General features: G+C 69.8%; 24 protein-coding genes and 1 riboswitch. Of the genes, 20 read left to right on the top strand and 4 right to left on the bottom strand.

The features are described 5' to 3' along the window. Nucleotides 1-132: 132 nt before the first annotated feature. Both CAP38_RS03755 and CAP38_RS03760 read right to left on the bottom strand, forming a co-directional pair. Nucleotides 133-510, bottom strand: a complete 378-nt coding sequence (locus CAP38_RS03755; RefSeq protein WP_086119506.1) for a cell division protein ZapA — start codon at nt 508-510, stop codon at nt 133-135. Continuing rightward, the gene (locus CAP38_RS03760) at nt 507-731 is read right to left on the bottom strand and encodes a DUF904 domain-containing protein (RefSeq protein WP_086119507.1); all 225 of its coding nucleotides are present in this window, start codon (nt 729-731) and stop codon (nt 507-509) included. The genes CAP38_RS03755 and CAP38_RS03760 overlap by 4 nt, the downstream gene beginning before the upstream one ends. A gap of 51 nt (nt 732-782) precedes the next feature. Next, a riboswitch (cobalamin riboswitch) is annotated at nt 783-1,044 on the top strand. A 77-nt stretch (nt 1,045-1,121) separates the two neighbouring features. On the opposite strand from CAP38_RS03760, the gene CAP38_RS03765 reads away from it, so the two are divergent. Genes CAP38_RS03765 through CAP38_RS03830 form a run of 14 tightly spaced genes read left to right on the top strand, consistent with a single transcriptional unit; the run spans nt 1,122 to nt 14,716 of the window. Next, entirely contained in the window at nt 1,122-3,089 is a 1,968-nt protein-coding gene (locus CAP38_RS03765) for a TonB-dependent receptor (RefSeq protein ID WP_086119508.1), read from the top strand. A 5-nt stretch (nt 3,090-3,094) separates the two neighbouring features. Beyond that, nucleotides 3,095-3,916, top strand: coding sequence for a cobalamin-binding protein (locus tag CAP38_RS03770; RefSeq protein ID WP_086119509.1), 822 nt, complete (start codon nt 3,095-3,097; stop codon nt 3,914-3,916). Next, nucleotides 3,909-4,487 carry a bifunctional adenosylcobinamide kinase/adenosylcobinamide-phosphate guanylyltransferase gene (locus tag CAP38_RS03775; protein ID WP_086119510.1) on the top strand — a complete coding sequence of 193 codons (579 nt, stop codon included), beginning with the start codon at nt 3,909-3,911 and terminating at the stop codon, nt 4,485-4,487. Before CAP38_RS03770 ends, CAP38_RS03775 begins: the two co-directional genes overlap by 8 nt. After that, entirely contained in the window at nt 4,484-5,365 is an 882-nt protein-coding gene (locus CAP38_RS03780; protein WP_086119511.1) for an ABC transporter substrate-binding protein, read from the top strand. The genes CAP38_RS03775 and CAP38_RS03780 overlap by 4 nt, the downstream gene beginning before the upstream one ends. Before the next feature lie 56 nt (nt 5,366-5,421). Further along, nucleotides 5,422-6,363: an iron ABC transporter permease gene (locus tag CAP38_RS03785; protein WP_086119760.1), complete on the top strand. Its 942-nt coding sequence runs from the start codon at nt 5,422-5,424 to the stop codon at nt 6,361-6,363. Next, entirely contained in the window at nt 6,360-7,121 is a 762-nt protein-coding gene (locus CAP38_RS03790) for an ABC transporter ATP-binding protein (RefSeq protein ID WP_086119512.1), read from the top strand. The genes CAP38_RS03785 and CAP38_RS03790 overlap by 4 nt, the downstream gene beginning before the upstream one ends. A gap of 21 nt (nt 7,122-7,142) precedes the next feature. Further along, nucleotides 7,143-7,724, top strand: coding sequence for a cob(I)yrinic acid a,c-diamide adenosyltransferase (gene cobO, locus CAP38_RS03795; protein ID WP_086119513.1), 582 nt, complete (start codon nt 7,143-7,145; stop codon nt 7,722-7,724). Nucleotides 7,725-7,740: 16 nt separating this feature from the next. Next, a complete protein-coding gene (bioB, locus tag CAP38_RS03800; protein ID WP_086119514.1) occupies nt 7,741-8,760 on the top strand; it encodes a biotin synthase BioB in 1,020 nt (339 codons plus the stop codon). 6 nt (nt 8,761-8,766) lie between these two features. Then, nucleotides 8,767-9,774 (top strand): adenosylcobinamide-phosphate synthase CbiB, encoded by a 1,008-nt coding sequence (gene cbiB, locus CAP38_RS03805; RefSeq protein WP_086119515.1) that lies wholly within the window; start codon nt 8,767-8,769, stop codon nt 9,772-9,774. Then, nucleotides 9,771-10,751 (top strand): aminotransferase class I/II-fold pyridoxal phosphate-dependent enzyme, encoded by a 981-nt coding sequence (locus tag CAP38_RS03810; protein ID WP_086119516.1) that lies wholly within the window; start codon nt 9,771-9,773, stop codon nt 10,749-10,751. Before cbiB ends, CAP38_RS03810 begins: the two co-directional genes overlap by 4 nt. Further along, a complete protein-coding gene (locus CAP38_RS03815; protein ID WP_086119517.1) occupies nt 10,748-12,280 on the top strand; it encodes a cobyric acid synthase in 1,533 nt (510 codons plus the stop codon). Before CAP38_RS03810 ends, CAP38_RS03815 begins: the two co-directional genes overlap by 4 nt. Then, nucleotides 12,277-13,344, top strand: coding sequence for a nicotinate-nucleotide--dimethylbenzimidazole phosphoribosyltransferase (gene cobT / locus CAP38_RS03820; RefSeq protein ID WP_086119518.1), 1,068 nt, complete (start codon nt 12,277-12,279; stop codon nt 13,342-13,344). Before CAP38_RS03815 ends, cobT begins: the two co-directional genes overlap by 4 nt. After that, on the top strand, nt 13,344-14,150 hold the full coding sequence (locus CAP38_RS03825) for an adenosylcobinamide-GDP ribazoletransferase (protein ID WP_086119761.1): 807 nt from the start codon (nt 13,344-13,346) through the stop codon (nt 14,148-14,150). Before cobT ends, CAP38_RS03825 begins: the two co-directional genes overlap by 1 nt. After that, the gene (locus CAP38_RS03830; RefSeq protein ID WP_086119519.1) at nt 14,147-14,716 is read left to right on the top strand and encodes a histidine phosphatase family protein; all 570 of its coding nucleotides are present in this window, start codon (nt 14,147-14,149) and stop codon (nt 14,714-14,716) included. The genes CAP38_RS03825 and CAP38_RS03830 overlap by 4 nt, the downstream gene beginning before the upstream one ends. Nucleotides 14,717-14,731: 15 nt before the next feature. Here CAP38_RS03830 and nth read toward each other — a convergent pair whose 3' ends face one another. After that, nucleotides 14,732-15,367, bottom strand: coding sequence for an endonuclease III (nth, locus tag CAP38_RS03835; RefSeq protein ID WP_086119520.1), 636 nt, complete (start codon nt 15,365-15,367; stop codon nt 14,732-14,734). Nucleotides 15,368-15,444: 77 nt separating this feature from the next. Here nth and CAP38_RS03840 point away from each other — a divergent pair, with 77 nt between their 5' ends. Then, nucleotides 15,445-16,647, top strand: coding sequence for a PLP-dependent aminotransferase family protein (locus CAP38_RS03840; protein WP_086119521.1), 1,203 nt, complete (start codon nt 15,445-15,447; stop codon nt 16,645-16,647). Here CAP38_RS03840 and CAP38_RS03845 read toward each other — a convergent pair whose 3' ends face one another. Beyond that, a complete protein-coding gene (locus CAP38_RS03845) occupies nt 16,648-17,805 on the bottom strand; it encodes a hypothetical protein (protein WP_143435747.1) in 1,158 nt (385 codons plus the stop codon). Nucleotides 17,806-18,014: 209 nt separating this feature from the next. Between CAP38_RS03845 and uvrB the strand changes: the two genes are divergently transcribed. From uvrB to iscA, 5 genes are all read left to right on the top strand, one after another. After that, the gene (uvrB, locus tag CAP38_RS03850) at nt 18,015-20,111 is read left to right on the top strand and encodes an excinuclease ABC subunit UvrB (protein ID WP_086119523.1); all 2,097 of its coding nucleotides are present in this window, start codon (nt 18,015-18,017) and stop codon (nt 20,109-20,111) included. A gap of 263 nt (nt 20,112-20,374) precedes the next feature. Continuing rightward, entirely contained in the window at nt 20,375-20,911 is a 537-nt protein-coding gene (gene iscR / locus CAP38_RS03855) for a Fe-S cluster assembly transcriptional regulator IscR (RefSeq protein ID WP_086119524.1), read from the top strand. Between the two features lie 109 nt (nt 20,912-21,020). Further along, entirely contained in the window at nt 21,021-22,238 is a 1,218-nt protein-coding gene (locus CAP38_RS03860) for an IscS subfamily cysteine desulfurase (RefSeq protein ID WP_086119525.1), read from the top strand. A gap of 24 nt (nt 22,239-22,262) precedes the next feature. Next, on the top strand, nt 22,263-22,655 hold the full coding sequence (gene iscU, locus CAP38_RS03865) for a Fe-S cluster assembly scaffold IscU (protein WP_086119526.1): 393 nt from the start codon (nt 22,263-22,265) through the stop codon (nt 22,653-22,655). 5 nt (nt 22,656-22,660) lie between these two features. Further along, the gene (gene iscA / locus CAP38_RS03870; RefSeq protein ID WP_086119527.1) at nt 22,661-22,984 is read left to right on the top strand and encodes an iron-sulfur cluster assembly protein IscA; all 324 of its coding nucleotides are present in this window, start codon (nt 22,661-22,663) and stop codon (nt 22,982-22,984) included. Nucleotides 22,985-23,044: the final 60 nt, after the last annotated feature.

Below are 23,044 nucleotides of genomic sequence, written 5' to 3' on the forward strand. Positions count from 1 at the left end.
GAGACGCTCGCACCAGCCGCGCAATGTACCAAGCCCGTGCTCAATGAGCATTGGTTGCAGGAACTATAAGGCCCGGCAGCACCGCAGACGATAGAGATTGTAGGGTGCGCGACACCGGATCAGACCGGTGTTTCAGATCAACCGACCGTCCTTGTCGAGCGTCTGGTCCAGGCGGCGCATCAGCTCTTCCACGCGGGCCTGGGTCTGGGGGTCGAGCGGATCCTGGTCGAAGGGACCCGGCTCGTGCGCCGGGGCGGTCTCGGTCTGTGCGAACGAGGAGGCCTGGAATTCGGCCTCCTTCTGCGACAGCTCGAAGGCCAGGTTGAGCGAGGCCAGCACCGCGATGCGGTCACGCGCCTTGACCTTGCCGGCGTCGCGGATGCGGCACATGGCGGTGTCGACGCGTTCGACCGCGTCGAGCAGCGCCGACTCGCCGCCTTCGGGGCAGGCCAGCAGGTAGCTCTGGCCCATGATCTGGACCTCGATCTGCTTGGTGGCGGGCTTGTTCATGCGCTGTCCTTGGTGGCTGAGGCGGTGGACGGCAGGCGCTCGAGCAGGGCGTCGATGCGGGCCCGCGCCGCCAGCAGCCGGGACTTCAGCGAGTCCCGCTCCGCCTGGAGCAGCCCGACCTGTTCGGTCAGCAGCGCGTTGGTGCGCTGCAGCTCCTCATGCCGCAGCAGCAGGCGTTCCACCCGGTCGGTGAGCTGTTCGATGTGTCGGTTGCTGGTCATGGTCAGGGCCCCGCGAAGGGCTCATTGTAGGGTTCGCGTCATCACGAACGACATAGAATGCGCCTCGTTGGTGCTCGCTGCCCGGATTCTCGGGCCGCAGTTCAACGGGAAGCAGGAGGGGAACCCCCAGGGGTGTACCTAACCTGCGCTGCCCCCGCAACGGTAAGCAGACGAGACCCCCGATCGCTTCGACAGAAGCGCCATCGGTGCTCCGCTTCCATCACACAGCCACTGGGTGTCCCCACGGATGCCTGGGAAGGCGATGGAGGTTGTTCTGCCAGCCCGGATACCGGCCAACACGGTGGTGGTGCGTGCCCCTGGCGCGTGCCGCCGTGACGTCCATGCACCGTCGGGGAAGGCGGTGAGGACAGCTTGTCATCGTCAACTTTCATGAAAACGCTTCCTTTGCGCGCCCGTCGGGCTGCGCTGCCGCTGGCCATCCTGGCCGGCTCGATCCCTTGCGCCTGGGCCCAATCCTCTGCGCCCTACGAACTCCAGCCCACGGTGGTGGCGGCCACCCGCTTTGCGGAAAGCCTGCAGTCGCTTCCGCAGGGCGTCAGCGTGATCACGGCGGACCAGATCCGTCAGTCGGGCGTGTCCACCGTCAACGAGGCCGTGATGAAGCTGCTGGGCGTGCCCGGTCGCCAGGATCTGTACGGCGGGGGTGACTATTCGCTGGACCTGCGCGGCTTTGGCAGCACCGCCGACAGCAACCAGGTGGTGATCCTGGATGGCGTGCGCCTGAACGAGGCCGATCTGGGCGGCACGCGGCTGGCCGGCATCCCCATCGAAGGCGTCGAGCGGATCGAGGTGCTGCGCGGCAGCGGTGCCGTGCTTTACGGCGAGGGCGCCACCGGCGGTGTGATCGTCATCACCACCAAGGCCGGCCAGGGCATGGATCGCCGATCGCGGGCCAGTCTGCAGGCCGGTGCCGGCTCCAACAGCCTGCGCGACCTGCGTGCCAGCGGAACCCTGGCGCACGGCGGTTTTTCGCTCGATCTCAACGCCCAGCAGCGCACCTCCGACAACCACCGGGAAAACTTCCGCTCGGAATCGGACGGTGGCGGCGTGACCGCGCAGTGGAGCAACGACGCCACCCGCGTGGGTGTGCGGTACGGCCGCGATGCCCTGGACACCGGCCTGCCGGGTTCCCTGACCGCAGCCCAGTACGCGGCCAATCCCTACCAGGCGGCCCCCACCAGCCGCACCAACCGGGCTTCCATCCGCAACGAGCGGGCCGGCGTGTTCGCAGAAACCCACTGGGAGGACTGGCAGTTCGCTGCCGATGTGGGATGGCGGGACAAATCCCTGGCCAGCGTATCGCCGACCTTCATCTACGCGTACACGGTCGATGCGCGCCAGATCGGGCTGCGGGCCCGGCATGCTGCCCGCCTGGCCGGTGCGTCCAACGTGCTGGTGGTCGGTCATGACCGGGGCGACTGGAGCCGGGATGTGGCCGGCACCTCGGGCAGCCAGGCGGACCAGACGTCGAAGGGCTGGTACCTCAAGGACGACCTCACCCTGGCCGGCGGGACACGCCTGTCGGCGGGTGTCCGCACCGAATCCATCGACAAGCGACTGAGCCGCACGTCCGGCCCGGTTCGGCTGTCGGACCGCGAGAACGCCTGGGAGCTCGGGCTGAGCCAGCCCGTCTCGGGCAGCACCACGGTGTGGGCGCGCATGGGCAACAGCTTCCGGCTGGCCAACGTCGACGAGTTCAGCTTCACCAACCCCAACGTGGCGATCCGGCCGCAGACCTCGCGGGACCTCGAATCCGGCCTGCGCTGGACCGGCGAGAAGGCACGGGCCGAGCTGCGGCTGTACCGCAGCAACCTGACCGACGAGATCGGTTACGACCCGAACGCGGTCGGACCGAATTCGGTCTTCGGATTCAACGGCGCCAACATCAACCTGGACCCGACCCGCCGTACCGGCGTGGAAGCCGAGGCCGACTGGACGCTGCAGCCGGGTCTGACCCTGGGCCTGCGATGGGCCTACCGCCGCTCGACCTTCCGCGAGGGCCCCAACGCGGGCCGTGACGTGCCGCTGGCCCCGAGGCAGGTGCTGGCCATCCGGGCCGGCTGGGTGCCGGCCGAAGGCCACCGGCTCAGTGGCGGCGTCAGCCGGGTGGGCACCCAGTCGCCCGACTCGTCCAACGCCTGCCGGATGCCGGCCTACACCACGACCGATGCCCGTTACGCCTACCAGGCCGGGTCGGTGGAATGGTCCCTGTCTGTCGCCAACCTGTTCGATCGCCAGTACTACACCCAGGCCTTCCGCTGCGTGGGAGGGCAGCCGTCCTCCATCTACCCGGAAGCCGGCCGCAGCTTCATGGCCGCGGTCCGCGTGAGTTTCTGATCGCCATGAACCCCGACCGCCCCGGCCCGCAACGCATCGTCTGCCTCACCGAGGAGACCACCGAATGGCTCTATCTGCTGGGGCAGGAGAGCCGCATCGTGGGCATCTCGGGCTACACGGTGCGGCCACGCCGGGCGCGCGACGAGAAGCCGCGCGTCAGTGCCTTCCTGAGCGCCAAGATCGACAAGATCCTGGCGCTGGAGCCGGACTGCGTGTTCGGCTTTTCCGACCTGCAGGCGGACATCGCGTCGTCCCTCATCAAGGCCGGCGTGCAGGTCACGGTGTTCAATCAGCGCAGCATCGCCGAGATCCACAGCATGCTGTTCCAGGTGGCCGCCATGGTGGGTTGTGCCGACGAGGGCCTGGCCTGGATCGAGGCCTCGCGCCGTCGGCTCGATGCCATCCGCGCCGATGTGGCCGCCCTGCAGGCGGAGGGCCGGCGCCGTCCGCGGGTGTTCTTCGAGGAGTGGGACGAGCCCGCCATCAGCGCGATCCGGTGGGTGTCCGAGCTGGTGGGCGTGGCTGGCGGCGACGACATCTTCCCCGAGCTGGCCTGCCAGCCGATGGGCCGTGACCGCATCATTGCCGACGGTGCCGAGATCGTGCGGCGCGCGCCGGACATCATCGTCGGCTCGTGGTGCGGCAAGAAATTCCGGCCCGAGAAGGTGGCCGCCCGGCCCGGCTGGCAGGACGTGCCGGCGGTGCGCCACCAGCAGCTGTTCGAGATCAAGTCGGCCGACATCCTGCAGCCCGGACCGGCGGCCCTCACCGACGGCGTGGACCAGCTGCACCGCATCGTCACCCGGTGGATGCACACCCATGGCTGAATCCGCACGTCCGGTCCATGCCCGCGCCGAACTCATCCTGGGTGGCCAGAAGAGCGGCAAGTCCCGCCGCGCCGAGACCCTGGCCCTGCAGTGGCTGCAGGCCCATGGCAGCCACGAGGCGGTGCTGCTGGCCACCGCCGAAGCCTGGGACGACGAAATGCGCCAGCGCATCGAACGCCACCGGCGCGACCGCGCCGAGCGGGTGCCGGGCATGAGCACGCAGGAGACCGGTCTGGACCTGGGCGCGGAACTGGCCGCCTGCAGCCGGCCACACCGGCTGGTGGTGGTGGACTGCCTGACCCTGTGGCTCACCCGCCTGCAGATGCCGGCGCAGGGGCCGGCGCACGATGCCGCCGCGCCGATGGAAGCGCTGTGCCGGGCCGTGCGCCAGGCCCCCGGGCCGGTGGTGCTGGTGGGCAACGAGATCGGCCTGGGCGTCATTCCCATGGGGCGCGAGGTGCGCGCCTTCGTCGATGCATTGGGCCTGCTCAACCAGTCGGTGGCCGCCGCGTGCGACCGTGTGACCCTGATGGCGGCCGGGCTGCCCATCTCGCTGAAGGAGCCGGCATGAACCGCTGTCTGACCATCTGGCGTGCCACCGTGGGCCTGCTGCTGGCCGGATGCGTTGCCGGGCTGCAGGCGGCGCCGGTGCGCATGACCGATGACCGGGGTGTGACGGTGCAGTGGGCGCAGCCGCCGCAGCGCATCGTCTCGGTGCTGCCCTCGCTGACCGAGACGGTGTGCGAACTCGGCCAGTGCCACCGCCTGGTCGGGGTGGACCGGTATTCCAACCACCCGGCCTCGGTGCGGCGCCTGCCGCAGGTCGGCGGCGGCATCGACCCGCAGATCGAGAGCATCGTGGCCCTGCGGCCCGACGTGGTGCTGATGTCGGCTTCCTCGCGGGGCGTGGACCGGCTCGAGGCCCTGGGCCTGAAGGTGCTGACCTTCGAGGCCCGCAACGCCCGTGAGGCCCGCAGCGTCATGCTGCGCCTGGGCGAACTGCTGCAGGTGCCGGATGCGCCCGCCGTGTGGCAGCGCATCGAGGCCGGTGTGGACGAGGCGGCGCGCACGCTGCCGCCCCAGGCGCGGCGGCTGCGGGCTTACTACGAGGTCAGCACCGGCGGCTATGCGGCGGGTCCTTCGTCCTTCATCGGCGAGATGATGTCGCGGCTGGGGCTGCAGAACGTGGTGCCAATCGAGCAGGGGCCGTTCCCCCGCATCAACCCGGAGTTCGTGGTGCGGGCCGATCCCGACCTGATCCTGATCGGCGTGCGCAACGTGCAGGGTCTGGACAACCGCCCGGGCTGGCGCGGCATGCGGGCCCTGCGCGAGCAGCGCATCTGCGTGTTCACCCCCGATGAATCCGACGTGCTGGTCCGCCCCGGGCCCCGCATGGCCGAGGCGGCACGCGTCATGGCGCGCTGCATCGCCGAAAAGGGGCTGCGGTGAGCGCAGCCCGCCACAGCCTCTGGCTGGCCGCCGCCCTGCTGGCGCTGGCCGCCCTGATGGTGGTGCTGGGTGCGGGCGTGGGCAGCACCGGCTTCGACAGCGTGCTGCAGGCCCGCCAGGACCCGGTGGCCTGGCAGATCCTGTGGGACATCCGGCTCCCCCGCACGCTGGGCGCCTGGCTGGCCGGTGGCCTGCTGGGCCTGGCCGGCGCCCTGGCGCAGGGTCTGTTCCGCAACCCGCTGGCCGACCCGTTCCTGCTGGGCAGCGCCTCGGGCGCGGCACTTGGCGTGGCGGTGGCCCTCACGCTGTTCGGCACCTCGGCCTTTGCCACCTCGTGGGTGGTCCGGCTCGGCCTCACCGGCGCGGCCTTTGCCGGCGCGGTGCTGGGCGTGCTGCTCACCCTGGTGCTGGCGCGCGGGGTGCAGCAGACGCTGCGCCTGCTGCTGGCCGGCGTGATCGTGGGCGTGGTGCTGGGCGCGGCACGCGATCTGCTCACCACCGCCGCCCCCGAGACCTTGCAGGCCATGCAGGGCTTCATGCTGGGCAGCACCGGTTTCGTGGGCTGGGCATCCTGCGCCGTGATGGCCGTGGCCCTGGCCGCCAGCGTGCTGGTCTCGGTCGGTCTGGGGCGGGTGCTCGACGGGCTGGCCCTGGGTGAGTCCACCGCCGTCAGCCTGGGCCTGCCGCTGGCGGCGGTGCGTCTGGTGCTGGTCGGCACGCTGGCGCTGGCCACGGGGGCTGCGGTGGCACAGACCGGCCTGATCGCTTTCGTGGGTCTGGCCGCGCCGCACCTGGTGCGCGCCATCGTCAAGACGACGCATGCCCGGCTGCTGGCCCTGAGCGCCCTGATGGGCGGGGTGCTGCTGATGGCGGCCGACATCGGGGCCCGCTGGCTGGTGGCGCCGCAGGAGCTGCCGGTGGGGGTGCTGACGGCCGTGCTGGGCGGCGGCTATCTGCTGTGGCTGATGCACCGCCGACGCATGGGAGGTGGCCTGTGAGCGCGGCGCTGTCGGTGCGGTCGCTGTCGGTGCGGCTGGGCGGCCGTCCGGTGCTGCGCGGCATCGACCTCGATCTGCCGGCAGGCCGCTGGACCAGTGTGGTCGGGCCCAACGGAGCGGGCAAGTCGACCCTGCTCAAGGCCCTGGCGGGTCTGCTGCCCTGCGAGGGGCAGGTCCGGCTGCTCGATCGCCCGCTGCAGGAGTGGTCGGGGCGCGACCGCGCCCGCCGCCTGGCCTGGCTGGGGCAGGGCGAGCCCGGGGCCGACGACCTGAGCGTGTGGGACGTGGCCATGCTCGGCCGCCTGCCGCACCAGCCCTGGCTGGCCAGTCCGTCGGCGGCCGATCGCCAGGTGGTGCAGCAGGCGCTGGAGGCCACGCAGGCCTGGCCATGGCGGGAGCGGGCACTGGGTGCCCTGTCCGGTGGCGAGCGGCAGCGCGTGCTGCTGGCCCGCCTGCTGGCGGTGCAGGCCGACGTGCTGCTGATGGACGAACCCCTGGCCAACCTGGATCCGCCCCACCAGACCGACTGGCTGCAGCTCACCCGCCGTGAAGCCGGGCGCGGCCGCACCGTGGTGACCGTGCTGCACGAGATCGGCATGGCGCTGCAGGCCGACGAGCTGGTCATCGTCGATGGCGGTGCGATCCGCCACCAGGGTCCGGCCAGCGATCCGGCCACCCGCGCCGCGCTGGAGGCGGTCTTCCAGCACCGCATCCGCATCCTGGCGGCCGACGACCAGTGGGTCGCCGTGCCGCGCTGATTCCATCCCGAGAGGTCATCCATGCAGATCGAGAACCCCCCCACCGAACATGTGCGCCAGGAGCCCACCGAAGAGCGGCGCGGCCTGCTGCTCATCCACACCGGTGACGGCAAGGGCAAGAGCACGGCGGCCTTCGGCCTGGCGCTGCGGGCCCACGGCCGGCGCCATGTGCACGGCCGCGAGGTCAAGATCTACCAGTTCATGAAGGTGCCCAGCGCCCGGTTCGGCGAACACCGCATGTTCGAGCAGCTGGGCATTCCGATCGAAGGCCTGGGCGATGGCTTCAGCTGGAAAAGCCAGGACCTGGAGCGTTCCGCCGAACTCGCCCGCCAGGGCTGGGAACGGGCCCGCGAGACCATCCTCGGTGGCCGCCATTTCCTGGTCGTGCTCGACGAGATCACGTACCCCCTGATCTACGGCTGGCTGCCGTTGGACAATGTGGTCCGCACGCTCCAGGAGCGGCCGCGCGATGTCCATGTCTGCCTGACCGGACGCCGCTGCCCCCCGGAGCTGATCGAGATGGCCGACACCGTGACCGAAATGACCCTGGTCAAGCACGCGTACAAGGCCGGCATTCCCGCCCAGCGCGGCATTGAAGACTGACTTTTCTGGAGCCCTGATGAACCCCACCCCCAACGACACCGCCGCACAACCCGTGCGCATCGTGCCCCGCCCGGCAGCCACCGCCACCGAGGGCACCGGGCGCTGGTCCGAGGCCGATGTGGCGGCCCTGTTCGAACTGCCGTTTGCCGACCTGATCTTCCGCGCCCAGACGGTGCACCGCGAGCACTTCAGCGCCAGCGAGATCGAGCTGGCTACCCTGCTGTCGGTCAAGACCGGTGGGTGCCCCGAAGACTGCGGCTATTGCCCGCAGTCGGTGCATTTCGACACGGGACTCACCGCCGGCAAGCTGATGGCGGTGGACGCGGTGCGCGAGGCCGCCGAACGCGCCAAGGCGGCCGGTGCCACCCGTTTCTGCATGGGCGCGGCCTGGCGTGCGCCGAAGGACCGCGACGTGGAGGCCGTGGCCGAACTGGTGCGCGCCGTCAAGGACGTGGGCCTGGAAGCCTGTGCCACCCTGGGCATGCTCAACGAAGGCCACGCCGAGACCCTGCGCGACGCCGGTCTGGACTACTACAACCACAACCTGGACAGCGCGCCCGACTTCTACGGCGACATCATCACCACCCGCGATTACCAGGACCGTCTGGACACGCTGGAGCGGGTGCGTGGCGCCGGGGTGAAGGTCTGCTGCGGCGGCATCGTGGGCATGGGCGAATCGCGCCGCCAGCGCGCCGGTCTGGTGGCCCAGCTGGCCAACCTGTCGCCCGATTACCCCGAATCGGTGCCCATCAACAACCTGGTCAAGGTGGAAGGCACGCCGCTGGCCGACCAGCCCGACCTCGACCCGCTGGAATTCGTGCGCACCATCGCCGTGGCCCGCATCACCATGCCGCGCGCCCGGGTGCGTCTGTCGGCCGGTCGGCAGCAGATGAGCGAGGCGGTGCAGGCCCTGTGCTTCCTGGCCGGTGCCAACTCCATCTTCTACGGCGAAAAGCTGCTGACCACCGGCAACCCCGACGTGGCCGCCGACATGGCGCTGCTCGACAAGCTGGGCATCACCGCCCGGCGCGCCTGACCGCCCATGCCGCTGCCCGGGTCCGCCGACACGCTCACCATCGCTTCGCTGGCGGTGCTGGTGGCCCTGGCGGTCGACCGGGTCTGGGGTGAACCGCCGGCCCGCTGGCATCCGGTGGTCGGGATGGGGCGCTACCTGGGCTGGGCCGGTGAGCGCATTGCCCCCACGACCCAGCGGGTGGCGACGGTGTCGCCGCGCCGGTCCGTGGTGGCTGGCGCACTGGCCTGGAGCCTGGGTGCGGCCGGCGTGGCTGTGCTGGCCTGGGCCTTGCAGGCCGGGCTGGCCACGCTGCCCCCCGTCCTGAACGCCTTGCTGCTGGGCCTGCTGCTCAAGCCCCTGCTGGCCTGGCGCATGCTGGCCGACGAGGTTCGGGCGGTCGAAATGGCGCTGGGTCAGGGCCTGCAGGCCGGCCGCGAGCGGCTGGCCTGGCTGGTGAGCCGCGACGTGACCCGTCTGGAAGCCGCCGAAGTCCGCGAATCCGCACTGGAAACCCTGGCCGAGAACCTGAACGATTCGGTGGTGGCGCCGCTGTTCTGGTTTGCCGTGGCCGGTCTGCCCGGTGCCGCGGTCTACCGCTTCGCCAACACCGCCGATGCCATGTGGGGCTACCGGGGCGAGCGCGGCGGCCGTGTCTGGACCTGGGCTGGCTGCTGGGCCGCGCGGGCCGACGATGTGATGTCGTGGCTGCCGGCGCGCATCACCGCCGGCCTGCTGTGGTTCGTCGCCCAGGCCCGGCGGCGGGCGGTCTCCTGGTCCCGGGTCCGCGCCGACGCCGCCCTCACGCCATCGCCCAACAGCGGCTGGCCCATGGCCATGCTGGCGCACCTGATCGGGGTGCGGCTGTCCAAGCCGGGTCACTATGTGCTGCACCCGGCCGGACGTGCGGCCGACCCGTCGGATGTCGGGCTCACGCTGCGCCTGGGCGGGCGTGCGGTCGGCCTCATGGCCGGTCTGGCTGCCACGGGCCTGCTGGTCGGGCTGCTGCTGGCCTGGTCGGGAGGTGCATCGGCATGAAGCGCGTGCATGGCGGCCCGGACGGTGGACCCTTGCCCCGCTGGGATTTTTCGGTCAATACGAACCCGGTCGGGCCTTGCCCGCCAGCGGCCAGGGCGGTGCAGCGGGCCGACCGCAGCCGCTATCCCGATCCGGCCTACACCGCGCTGCGTGAGGCCCTGGGCCGCTTCCATGGCGTGCCGGCAGGCCGGGTGGTGGTGGGCGGCAGCGCCAGCGAACTGATCGTGCGCCTCACCCAGCGGGTGGTGCGCCGGGGTGTGCGTCGGGTGTGGTGGCCGCCGGCGTCCTACCGTGATTACGCCCACGCCGCCCACGCTGCCGGACTGGTGCATTCGGGCGCACCCGAGGCGGCTGGCCTGGCGTGGTTGTGCGAGCCCGCCAGTCCGACCGGCCAGCCCGAGCCGGCGCTGCGGCAGTGGGCCACCTGGCCAGGCCAGCGCGTGCTGGACGCCGCCTACGAGCCCCTGCGCCTGAGCGGCGCGTCCACCCTGGCCCCGTCCGATGCCGACCGCATCTGGCGGCTCTGGACCCCCAACAAGGCCCTCGGCCTGACCGGCGTGCGCGCCGCCTATGCCCTGGCACCGGCCGATGCCGCCGACGAGGTGCAGATGCTTGATGCAGCCGCCCCGTCGTGGGTGCTGGGCGCCGATGGCGTGGCCCTGCTCACGGCCTGGGTCTCCCCGCCGGTGCAGCGCTGGCTGGCAGAGGCCCGGTCGGTGCTGCGGCACTGGAAGGACCTGCAGCTGCATTGGCTGCACCAGCGCGGCTGGCAGACCCTGCCCAGCGACACCTCGTTTTTCTGCGTGCAGCCGCCGTATCCTCTGGACCTGCGTCATCTGCGGTCGCGCGGCATCGCGCTGCGCGACGCGTCGTCGCTGGGGATGCCCGGCTGGTGGCGCATGGCGGTGCTGCCGCCGGCGGCGACCCAGGCGCTGGCGCTGGCCCTGGCGGACGCACGGCCCGGAGTCGCCGCATGACGGCGCGCTGCGTCATGGTGCTGGGCACCACCAGCGGCGCCGGCAAGAGCTGGCTGGCCACCGCGCTGTGCCGCCACTACGCCCGGCAGGGCCTGAAGGTGGCGGCTTTCAAGGCCCAGAACATGAGCAACAACGCCCGGGTGGTGGCCGGTGGCGAGATCGGATCGGCCCAGTACTTCCAGGCGCTGGCGGCGCGGGCCGAGCCCGATGTGCGCATGAACCCGCTGCTGCTCAAGCCCGAGGCCGACACCCGCAGCCAGGTGGTGCTGCTCGGCCAGGTGAGCCGGTCCCTGTCGGACATGCCCTGGCGCGGCCGCAGCCTGCATGTGTGGCCGGCCATCGCCCAGGCGCTGGACGCGCTGCGGGCGGAGAACGATGTGGTCGTGATCGAAGGCGCCGGTTCGCCGGCCGAGATCAACCTGATGGACAGCGACATCGTCAACCTGCGGGTGGCGCGCCATGCCGAAGCCCGCTGCCTGCTGGTCACCGACATCGATCGCGGCGGGGCCTTTGCCCACCTGTACGGCACCTGGGCCCTGCTGCCCGAGGCCGACCGCGCCCGCATCGACGGCTTCGTGCTCAACCGCTTCCGGGGCGATGCCAGCCTGCTGGCGCCCGGCCCCGAGCAGCTGCAGCAGCTCACCGGCGTGCCCACGGTGGCGGTGCTGCCGATGTGGTGGCAGCACGGCCTGCCCGAGGAGGATGGCGTGTATGACTTGGCCCCCACGCTCGGCACTGGCGTGTCCTCGCTGCCCCCCGGGGGGGCGCGTTCCGCCTTGGGGCGGCCCGGCGGCGGAACTGTGTCTCTCACCGTCGCGGTGGTGGCCTGCCCGCGCATCAGCAACCTCGACGAATTCCAGCCGCTGCGCAACCTGCCCGGCGTGCGCCTGGTCTGGGCCCGCAGCCCGGCCGACTGCGCCGGGGCCGACTGGATCATCCTGCCCGGCAGCAAGGCCACCGCCAGCGACCTGGCCTGGTTGCGCGAGCAGGGCCTGGACCGGGCGGTGGCCGCCCATGCCGAGGCCGGCCGGCCCGTGCTGGGCATCTGCGGCGGGCTGCAGATGCTGGGCGAGGCCCTGATCGACACCCACGGCATCGACGGCAACGCGCCGGGCTTGGGCCTGCTGCCGCTGGTGACCACCTTCGAGCCCGCCAAGACGGTGCGCCGCACCGAGGCCACCCTGGGCGACTGCGCCGGCACCCATGCCTCGCCCTGGTCGGCGCTGAGCGGCGTGACGGTGGCCGGCTACGAGATCCACCACGGCCAGACCGCGCTGCACCCGGCCCTGCAGGCGGCCGGGCAGACCACCATCGAGGTGCTGCCGGGCCTGGCCTGGATGCACCCGCGCGGCCATGTGCTGGGCCTGTACCTGCACGGCCTGTTCGAGGACGCACGGGTGCTGAGCGCCCTGTTCGGCGAGGGCGCCCGCGGCCTGGAGCCGGTGTTCGACGGACTGGCCGACTTCATCCAGACCCATTTCCAGCCCGGTGTGCTGGACCGACTCATCCTTCCCTCAGACCCCCCATGACCGACGACGCCCTGCTCATTCCCCCGATTGCCGATCTGACCGACGAGGCGCTGGCCGCCGACCTGCAGCACCGGATCGACAACAAGACCAAGCCGCCCGGATCGCTCGGCCGCATCGAGGCCCTGGCGGTGCGCATCGGCACCATCCTGGGCACCACTTCGCCGGTGCTGGAGCAACCCCAGATGCTGGTCTGCGCCGGCGACCATGGACTGGCCGCGCGCGGCACCTCGGCCTTTCCGTCCGACGTGACCTGGCAGATGGTCGAGAACTTCCTGGCCGGTGGTGCGGCCGTCAGCGTGCTGGCCCGCCAGCACGGCATCGGTCTGACGGTGGTCGATTGCGGCATGCGCCGCGAGCTGCCGGCCCGACCGGGTCTGGTGGTGGCCCGCGTGGGCCCGGGCACCCGCGATGCGCTGGACGGCCCGTCCATGAACCGCACCGAATGCGCCCAGGCCATCGCGCAGGGCAGGGCGGTGGTGCGCGGCCTGCCCGGCAACGCGCTGCTGCTCGGCGAGATGGGCATCGGCAACACCTCGGCCGCTTCCCTGCTGCTGGCGCGCCTGGCGGGGCTGGATGTGGCCGACGTCACCGGTGCCGGCACCGGCCTGGATGCCGACGGGGTGCAGCGCAAGATCGGCATCCTGCGCGCCGTGCTGGCCCGCCACCCCGGGGCCGTGGAGCCGCTGCAGGCCCTGGCGGCCTTCGGCGGCTTCGAGATCGCCACGCTGGTGGGCGCCGTCATCGAGGCGGCCCTGCAGCGCCGGGTCATCGTGGTCGACGGGTTCATCGCCTCATCGGCCGTGATGGTGGCTGCCGCCCTTCAGCCGTGCGTTCTGCAGCGCTGCGTGTTCGCGCACCGATCGGGCGAGCGGGGTCATGCACTGATGCTCTCGCACCTGAAGGCCGAGCCGCTGCTCGACCTGGGCCTGCGGCTGGGCGAAGGCTCCGGCGCGGCCCTGGCGTGGCCCCTGCTGGAAAGCGCCTGCGTGATCCTGCGCGAGATGGCCAGCTTCGAGGCGGCCGGCGTGTCGCGCAGCGAGGTGGCGGAGCCGGCCCGGCCATGATCCAGGCGGTGCGCCACTTCCTGCTGGCACTCCAGTTCTTCACCCGCATCCCGGTCACCGGGCGGCTGGCGCAATGGGTGGGCTACAGCCCCGAGATGCTGCGCGCCAGCACCGCGCATTTCCCGGGGGTGGGCTGGCTGGTGGGCTCCTTGAGCGCGGCGGTGCTGGCCGGCCTGCTGGCCCTGCTGCCCGATGTGCCCGCCGCACCCTGGGTGGCGGCGGTGGGCTGCACCGTGTTCAGCGTGCTGCTGACCGGGGCGTTCCACGAGGACGGGCTGGCCGATCTGGCCGACGGGCTGGGTGGCAGCCACGACCGGGAACGCGCGCTGGACATCATGAAGGACTCGCGCATCGGCAGTTTCGGCGCCATTGCGCTGGTGCTGGCCCTGCTGGGCAAGGTGGCCTTGCTGGCGCTGCTGGCCCAGGCCGATGCGGTGCTGGTGGTGACGGCCTGCTGGCTGGCCCATGTGGTCTCGCGCACCGCCCCGCTGTTCATCATCCGAACCTTGCCCCATGTGGGCGACACGCCGCGTTCCAAGAGCAAGCCGCTGGCCGACCGCATCGGCATGCCCAGCCTGCTCGCGGGTCTGGCGTGGTGTGTGGCTGCCCTGGCCCTGGCGGGCTGGTGGTGGGCCAGTGGCCTCTGGCTGGCGGGCGTGGCCGGCGCGCTGCTCGGCCTGGGCTGGATGTGGCGACTCCTGGCGCGGCGGCTGCAGGGCTTCACCGGCGACGGCCTGGGGGCCACCCAGCAGGTCTGCGAGGTCGGCTTCCTGCTGGGCATCGCGCTGGTGCTGGGGGCCGCATGAACCTCTGGCTGCTGCGCCATGCACAGGTCGATCTGCCGCCGGGCCTGTGCTACGGCAGCACCGACGCCCTGGCCCTGGCCGGCGCCACGGCGGGCGCGGCCTTCGATCTGGCACAGGTGCTGCCGGCCCGTCCCGGCCTGCTGTGGATGTCGGGCCTGCAGCGCACCCACCAGCTGGCGCAAGCCCTGCGGCGGCACCGGCCCGATCTGCCCGAGCCTCGGGCGGACCTGCGCCTGAACGAAATGCACTTCGGCCAGTGGGAGCAGCAGCCCTGGGATGCCATACCGCGCCCGGCCTTCGACGACTGGATGGCCGACTTCGCGCACCACCGCTTCGGCGGCCAGGAATCGACCCAGGCGGTGATCGACCGGGTGGCGGCCGCGCTGGCCGACACCCGCGCGGCGCTGGCGAAGGCCGGCAGCAGCCACGCGGTGTGGGTGACCCATGCCGGCGTGATCCGTGCCGCGCAGTTCATCCGGACCCATGGTCACCGCACGGTGGCCGATGCCGGCGAGTGGCCCCAGGAAGCGCCGGCACCCGGCGGCTGGATGCTGCTGCGCTGGTGAGCGCCCGACGCGACGTCAGGCCCGCGTCTTGTCCTTGAAGCCGCACAGGTGCGACACCCGGCAGTCCGGGCACTGCGGCTTGCGGGCCTGGCACACGTAACGGCCGTGCAGGATCAGCCAGTGGTGCGAATCCACGGCGTATTCGGCCGGCACGCGCTTCTCCAGCTGCAGTTCCACCGCCAGCGGCGTCTTGCCCCGGGCCAGGCCGGTGCGGTTGCTCACGCGGAAGATGTGGGTGTCCACCGCCATGGTGGGCTGGCCGAAGGCCACGTTGAGCACCACGTTGGCGGTCTTGCGGCCCACGCCGGGCAGGGCTTCGAGTGCTTCCCGAGTGGCCGGCACTTCGCCGCCGTGCTGCTCCACCAGGATGCGGCAGGTCTCCATCAGGTGTCGCGCCTTGCTGCGGTACAGGCCGATGGTGCGGATGTAGGACTCCAGCCCCTCCAGGCCCAGGTCCAGGATGGCCTGCGGCGTGTTCGCCACCGGGAACAGCCTGCGGGTGGCCTTGTTCACGCCCACATCGGTCGCCTGGGCCGACAGCAGCACGGCGGCCAGCAGCTCGAAAACGCTGGTGTATTCCAGCTCGGTCTGCGGTTGCGGATTGGCCTCGCGCAGGATGGCAAAGAACGACTCGATCTGTGTGCGGTTCATGGGCGCGCAGTCTAGCCCGCTGCGGAGGCCCGCGCAGATTGGCGACAATGGCGGTTTTCCATCTGCCGATCCCCGCCATGCCGTTCACCACGCCGTTTGCCGATCGACTCAACAACGTCGAGACCTCCGCCATCCGCGAACTCTTCAAGCTGCTGGGCAAGCCCGGCATCATCAGCTTTGCCGGCGGCTTTCCGGACAGCGCGCTGTTCGACGTGGACGGCATCCGTTCGGCGGTGGATGCGGCACTGACCCATGAGCCCGGTGCCGCCCTGCAGTACGGCGCGACCGAGGGCTACCAGCCGCTGCGCGAGCAGATCGCCGGCTTCATGGCGTCCAAGGGCGCAACGGGCGTGGCATCGAGCGACCTGATCGTGACCACCGGCAGCCAGCAGGCGCTGGACCTGCTGGGCAAGACCCTCATTTCCCCCGGCGACAAGGTCATCGTCGAAGGTCCCACCTTCCTGGCCACCATCCAGTGCTTCCGCCTGTATGGCGCCGAGCTGATCACCGTGCCGGTGGACGGGCAGGGTGCCCGCACCGACGTGCTGGAGTCCCTGATCGCCGAGCACAAGCCCAAGTTCGTCTACCTGATCCCCACCTTCGGCAACCCGAGCGGCGCCCTCATGAGCCTGGAGCGCCGCCAGGCGGTGCTGGAGATGGCCGTGCGGCACGACACGCTGATCGTGGAAGACGATCCCTACGGCGACCTGTTCTTCGGCGAGGCCCCGCCGCCCAGCCTGCTGGCGCTGGCCGACAGCGTGCCGGGATCACGTGACCGGCTGGTGCACTGCGGTTCGCTGAGCAAGGTGCTCAGCCCGGGTCTGCGGGTGGGCTGGATGGTGGCGCCGCAGGAACTGCTGGCCAAGGCCACCATGTGCAAGCAGTTCAGCGATGCCCACACCAGCACCTTCGCCCAGGCCACCGCCGCCCGTTATCTGGCTGCCGGCGGCATGCCGCGCACCCTGGCCCAGGTGCGCAGCGTCTATGCCGAGCGCGCCGGCACCATGGCCCAGGCCCTGCGGGAGCACCTGGGCGGGGCCATCGAGTTTGTCGAGCCGCAGGGCGGCCTGTTCATCTGGGCCCGCCTGACCGGTGAAGGCGGTCGGGTGGCCGACGGAGCCGCCCTGGCCAGGGCCGCCATCGAGCGGGGGGTGGCCTTTGTGCCGGGGGCGCCTTTTTACGCCCGCGATCCGGATGCCGCCACCCTGCGCCTGAGCTTTGCCACCGCGCCGGTCGATCAGATCCGGGAGGGTGTCCGCCGGCTGGCCATGGCGGTCTGATCAGTGCGCCGGCACCGTGGCGAGGGGGCTCTGCCAGGTCGGCAGGGGTTCCTCGGTTGCGGCCCGGCCCGGTTCACGACCGCCCCACTGCGGGCCGGGAGGCACACCGGGGCCCATCAGTTCGCCCAGCCGACCCCGCAGGCCCAGGTCGGTCCATCTGCCGGTGGCGATGTCCAGCCGCACCATCCCGTGGGCTGTGGCCAGGAAAAGGGCCCCGTCCATGGCCGGCATCATGGCCAGCACCCGGTCATGCACCGACCGGGATGGCATGAGCGGCATCGACTCCAGGGCCACCGCATGCTCCCCCGAGAGCAGGTCGCAGCTGTGCAGCCGGTTGTCGGCCGCCGTCCAGTGGATGCGGCCGTCCATGTGGGTGACCGCACCGCGTGACAGCGATGGCAGGCCCAGACGCACCAGCAGGGCGGAGGCCCCGGTGTCGGGCTGGATGCGGTAGAGGTCTCCCTGCACATCGACGCCGTACAGCAGTCCGTCCGGGGCTGCATCCAGCGCCACGATCCGGCGTCGCTGGGCCAGGATGCCGATCCAGATCGTGTTGCCATTGATCGGGTCGATACGGAGCAGGTGCTGTCCGCTGACACCGAAAAACTCCCGGGTGTGCGATCTGGCCACCGCCGACAGGGGCGTGTCGGGCCGGCACATCTCGAAGTGTTCTGCCGTTTCCATGCACAGCAGCGCCAGCCCGTTGGATGCGGTCAGGCAGTAGCGTTCGGTCACGGTGGACTCGATGCGGAAGCCTGCCCGCAACCGAAGCCCTTCCGGGGTGGCCTCGATGGCGATGCTCAGCACGCCTGAGCAGGAAGCACCGGCGGAGTCGCTCAGGTTGAGGATGAACGCCTCCTCCACCGGGCCACGGGCGGCCGCGTGCCAGGTCACCGGACCACGGCAGGCGTGGTAATGAAAACGCCCGTCCTTCTCCACCTGAAGTTCACCGTGAAGTCCGCACAGCGGATGGCCGGGAGAGCAGGCCGACGATCCGAACCAGATGCCGGTGACACACCGGGTGCCGCCGTCGATCGTCGCCTGCCGGGGCAGCAGGCTGCCCGAAAGGGCGCAGCCTGTCTGTGCGGCATCCACGGCAAAGGGCGAGCGGGGAAAGGTGCGGGACGTGGGAGAAGTGGTGGCGGCAGAACTACTCATGGGCAACTCCTGACGGGGGTCCACGGTGGGGCGGGTCGATGTTGGTCTGCCGGCCGAGGGCCGGAAGGGCGCTGTGTCTTCACGTCGATCACACCCTTGGTCACCAGTGTTCCCCCCTGGGCAGGGTAATCAAATACTTCAACGGAAGTATTTGTCCTGTACAGCCCGCGATTGCTCGGGGGAACAGGACCTTCCGGCACAATTTGCCCATGCCCGTCTCCCTGCTCCAAGAAGTGGTCCCCGAGTCGCCCCCGGAGGGCGAATTCGTGCGGTTTCCCGGCTCGCCGTTCGAGCTCTTCCTGCCATACCCGCCGGCCGGTGATCAGCCGCAGGCCATCGACAAGCTGGTCGAGGGGGTGAATGACGGCGAGGTGTTCCAGACCCTGCTGGGCGTGACCGGCTCGGGCAAGACGTTCACCATGGCCAACGTGATTGCGCGACTCGGGCGACCGGCCATCGTGTTTGCGCCCAACAAGACGCTGGCCGCGCAGCTCTACAGCGAATTCCGCGAGTTCTTCCCGCGCAACGCGGTGGAGTACTTCGTCAGCTACTACGACTACTACCAGCCCGAGGCGTATGTGCCGCAGCGCGATCTGTTCATCGAGAAGGACAGCGCGATCAACGAGCACATCGAACAGATGCGCCTGAGCTGCACTAAGAGCATCCTGGAGCGGCGCGACGTGGTGATCGTGGCGACGGTCTCGGCCATCTACGGCATCGGCAAGCCGGAGAGCTACCACCAGATGGTGATGACCCTGCGGGTGGGCGACAAGCTGGGGCAGCGCGACCTGATCGCCCAGCTGGTGCGCATGCAGTACGCCCGCAACGAACAGGATTTCTCGCGCGGCAAGTTCCGCGTGCGGGGCGACACCATCGATGTGTTCCCGGCCGAGCACTCCGAGATGGCCATCCGCATCGAGCTGTTCGATGACGAGATCGAGAGCCTGCAGCTGTTCGACCCGCTCACCGGCCGGGTGCGGCAGAAGATCCCGCGCTTCACCGTGTTCCCCAGCAGCCATTACGTGACACCGCGCGAGCAGGTGGTCAATGCGGTGGAGAGCATCAAGCTGGAGCTCGATCAGCGCCTGAAGGAGCTGGTGGGCATGGGCAAGCTGGTGGAGGCCCAGCGGCTGGAACAGCGCACCCGGTTCGATCTGGAGATGCTCAGCGAGGTCGGCCACTGCAAGGGCATCGAGAACTACTCGCGCCATCTGGCGGGCTCCCTGCCGGGCGAGCCGCCGTCCACCCTGACCGACTACCTGCCCAAGGACGCGCTGATGTTCCTGGACGAGAGCCATGTGCTCATCGGTCAGTTCGGCGGCATGTACAACGGCGACCAGGCCCGCAAGACCACGCTGGTGGAGTACGGTTTCCGCCTGCCCAGCGCGCTGGACAACCGGCCGCTGCGATTCGAGGAGTTCGAGGCGCGCATGCGCCAGGTCATCTTCGTGTCGGCCACGCCGGCCGATTACGAGAACAGCCACGCCGGTCAGGTGGTGGAGCAGCTGGTGCGCCCGACCGGCCTGGTGGACCCCGAGATCGAGGTGCGGCCTGCCACCCACCAGGTGGACGACGTGCTGCAGGAAATCCGCATCCGGGTGGAGAAGAACGAGCGGGTGCTGATCACCACGCTGACCAAGCGCATGGCCGAGCAGCTCACCGACTACCTCACCGAGAACGGCGTGAAGGTGCGTTACCTGCACAGCGATGTGGACACGGTGGAGCGGGTGGAGATCCTGCGCGACCTGCGCCTGGGCACCTTCGATGTGCTGGTGGGCATCAACCTGCTGCGCGAAGGTCTGGACATTCCCGAGGTGTCCCTGGTGGCCATCCTGGATGCGGACAAGGAAGGTTTCCTGCGGTCCGAGCGCAGCCTGATCCAGACCATCGGCCGGGCGGCCCGCAACCTCCATGGCCGGGCCATCCTGTACGCCGACAAGGTCACGGATTCCATGAAGCTGGCCATCGGCGAGACCGAGCGTCGCCGCGCCCGCCAGATCGCCCACAACGAGGCGATGGGCATCCAGCCCAAGGCGCTGAACAAGCGCATCAAGGACCTGATCGACGGCGTCTACAGCGAAAAAGCTGGCAAGGAGGCTGATCGTCTGGCCGCCGAGAGCGCGCAGCGCGCGGCGGTGGATGCCATGGACGAGCGCGACGTGGCGCGCGAGATCAAGCGGCTGGAGAAGCAGATGCTCGAACACGCCCGCAACCTCGAGTTCGAGAAGGCAGCGCAGGCGCGCGACCAGCTCGCCCGTCTGAAGGCCCAGGTGTTCGGTGCCACCGGCACCGATGCGGTCGCCTGATCCGGTCGGACTCCGGATACCCCTGGGTGTTTGTTTTTGTCTATCGGCCCGATAGACACGTTTGTTGAGTTTGTCTTGGACAAACTCGTTCTGATCGCTACAATGCCGATCAAAACACTAGGCTTTTGCTCTAAACTCGACGAAAACAGTCGGAAAAGCCTTCGATAAAGACCAAGAGGTCGGGCGGGTGGGAACGGGGTCACAGGTCGAAAGCCCTGCGGCCAAACCACGATGGTCAAGCCAACAAACGAAGGAGCTTGAAGATGCGCCTCACTACCAAAGGCCGCTTTGCGGTCACCGCCATGATCGATCTGGCCCTGCGCCAGAACAACGGTCCCGTCACGCTGGCGGCGATCAGCCAGCGCCAGCAGATTTCGCTCTCGTACCTGGAGCAGCTGTTCGGCAAGTTGCGCCGTCACGAGCTGGTGGAATCCACCCGGGGTCCCGGCGGTGGTTACACCCTGGGCCGCAAGGCCGCCGACATCACCGTGGCCGACATCATCGTGTCGGTCGACGAGCCCATCGATGCCACCCAGTGCGGCGGCAAGGAAAACTGCCTGGGCGAGGGCAACCGCTGCATGACGCACGAGCTCTGGGCCCAGCTCAACGCCAAGATGGTCGACTTCCTGGACTCGGTGTCCCTGCAGTCGCTGGTGGACGAACAGCTCGCCAAGGGCGTGGTGGTGGAAAACGCCCCCATGATCAAGCGCGCCATCTCGTCGGCCCCGGTGGTCAAGCCCATCCGCGTCAACGCGCCGAATTCGGTGTTTGCCCTGGGAGGCGCTGCCTTCTCGAAGTGACCGCCACCGACCGTCGCCGCCTGCGCGACAGGGCCATCACCTGGCTTCAGCGCCGCGTCAGCGGGCGGTCGGACTCTTTCCTTTTTCAGCCAGCCTACGTCTGCCAGCCATGAGCACTCCCCACTTCCCCATCTACATGGATTACAGCGCCACCAACCCGTGCGACCCGCGCGTGGTGGACGCCATGATTCCCTGGCTGCGTGAACACTTCGGCAACCCGGCCTCGCGCAGCCACGCCTGGGGCTGGGAAGCCGAGAAGGCGGTCGAGACCGCCCGGGAGCAGGTGGCCGCCCTGATCAATGCCGACCCGCGCGAGATCGTCTGGACCAGCGGCGCCACCGAGTCCAACAACCTGGCCATCAAGGGCGCTGCCCAGTTCTACAAGGGCAAGGGCAAGCACCTCATCACCGTCAAGACCGAGCACAAGGCCGTGCTCGACACCATGCGCGAGCTGGAACGTCAAGGCTTCGAGGTCACCTACATGGACGTGCAGGCCGACGGTCTGCTGGATCTCGACGCCTTCCGCGCGGCCATCCGCCCGGACACCATCCTGGCGTCGGTCATGTTCGTCAACAACGAGATCGGCGTGATCCAGGACATCGCCGCCATCGGCGCCATCTGCCGCGAGAAGGGCGTGATCTTCCATGTGGACGCTGCCCAGGCCACCGGCCGGGTGGACATCGACCTGCAGACCCTGCCGGTCGACCTCATGAGCCTGACCTCGCACAAGACCTACGGTCCCAAGGGCATCGGCGCCCTGTATGTGCGCCGCAAGCCGCGCATCCGCATCGAGGCCCAGATGCACGGCGGCGGTCATGAGCGCGGCATGCGTTCGGGCACGCTGCCCACCCACCAGTGCGTGGGCATGGGTGAGGCCTACCGCATCGCCAAAGCCGAGATGCACGAGGAAAACCGCCGCATCAAGGCGCTGCAGGATCGGCTGCTGGCTGGCCTGAAGGACATCGAGGAAGTGTTCATCAACGGCCACGAGACCCGCCGCGTGCCGCACAACCTCAACATGAGCTTCAACTACGTCGAGGGCGAGTCGCTGATCATGGGCATCAAGGGTCTGGCGGTGTCGTCGGGCTCGGCCTGCACCTCGGCCAGCCTGGAGCCGAGCTATGTGCTGCGCGCCCTGGGCCGCAGCGACGAACTCGCGCACAGCAGCCTGCGTATGACCATCGGCCGCTGGACCACCGAAGAAGAGATCGACTACGCCATCGCCACCATCCGCGAGAACGTGGCCAAGCTGCGCGAACTCTCGCCCCTGTGGGAGATGTTCAAGGACGGCGTCGATCTGTCCACCATCCAGTGGGCCGCCCACTGAACCCCACGCATCAGGAGAACAACCATGGCTTATTCCGAAAAGGTCGTTGACCACTACGAGAACCCCCGCAACGTCGGCTCCTTCGACAAGGGCGACGACTCCGTGGGTACCGGCATGGTGGGCGCCCCGGCCTGCGGTGACGTGATGAAGCTGCAGATCAAGGTGAACCCCTCCACCGGCGTGATCGAGGACGCGCGCTTCAAGACCTACGGCTGCGGCTCGGCCATCGCATCGAGCTCGCTGGTGACCGAATGGGTCAAGGGCAAGACGCTGGACGAGGCGGCTGCCCTGAAGAACAGCCAGATCGCCGAAGAACTGGCCCTGCCGCCGGTGAAGATCCACTGCTCCATCCTGGCCGAAGACGCCATCAAGGCGGCCGTGGACGACTACCGCAAGAAGCACGGCGCTGCCAGCTGATCGCCATGGCCGTCACGATTTCCGAAGCCGCTGCCCGCCACGTCACCCGCTACATTGCCAAGCGGGGCAAGGGCGTGGGCGTACGCCTGGGCGTCAAGACCACCGGCTGCTCCGGCCTGGCCTACAAGCTGGAGTACGCCGACGAGATTGCGCCCGAGGACGTGGTGTTCGAGGAGAACGGCGTCAAGGTGCTGGTGGACCCCAAGAGCCTGGCCTACATCGACGGCACGCAGCTCGATTTCGTGCGCGAAGGCCTGAACGAGGGCTTCCGTTTCCACAACCCCAACGAGCGCGACCGTTGCGGTTGCGGCGAGAGTTTCAGGGTCTGACACTGTCCGACCGCTCTGCCTGCCTGCCGCCTGTGCGCCTGCGCCCCGGCGGCATTTCTT

Origin of the sequence: Hydrogenophaga sp. IBVHS2 (assembly GCF_002127215.1) — a bacterium.
Lineage (GTDB): Bacteria > Pseudomonadota > Gammaproteobacteria > Burkholderiales > Burkholderiaceae_C > Hydrogenophaga.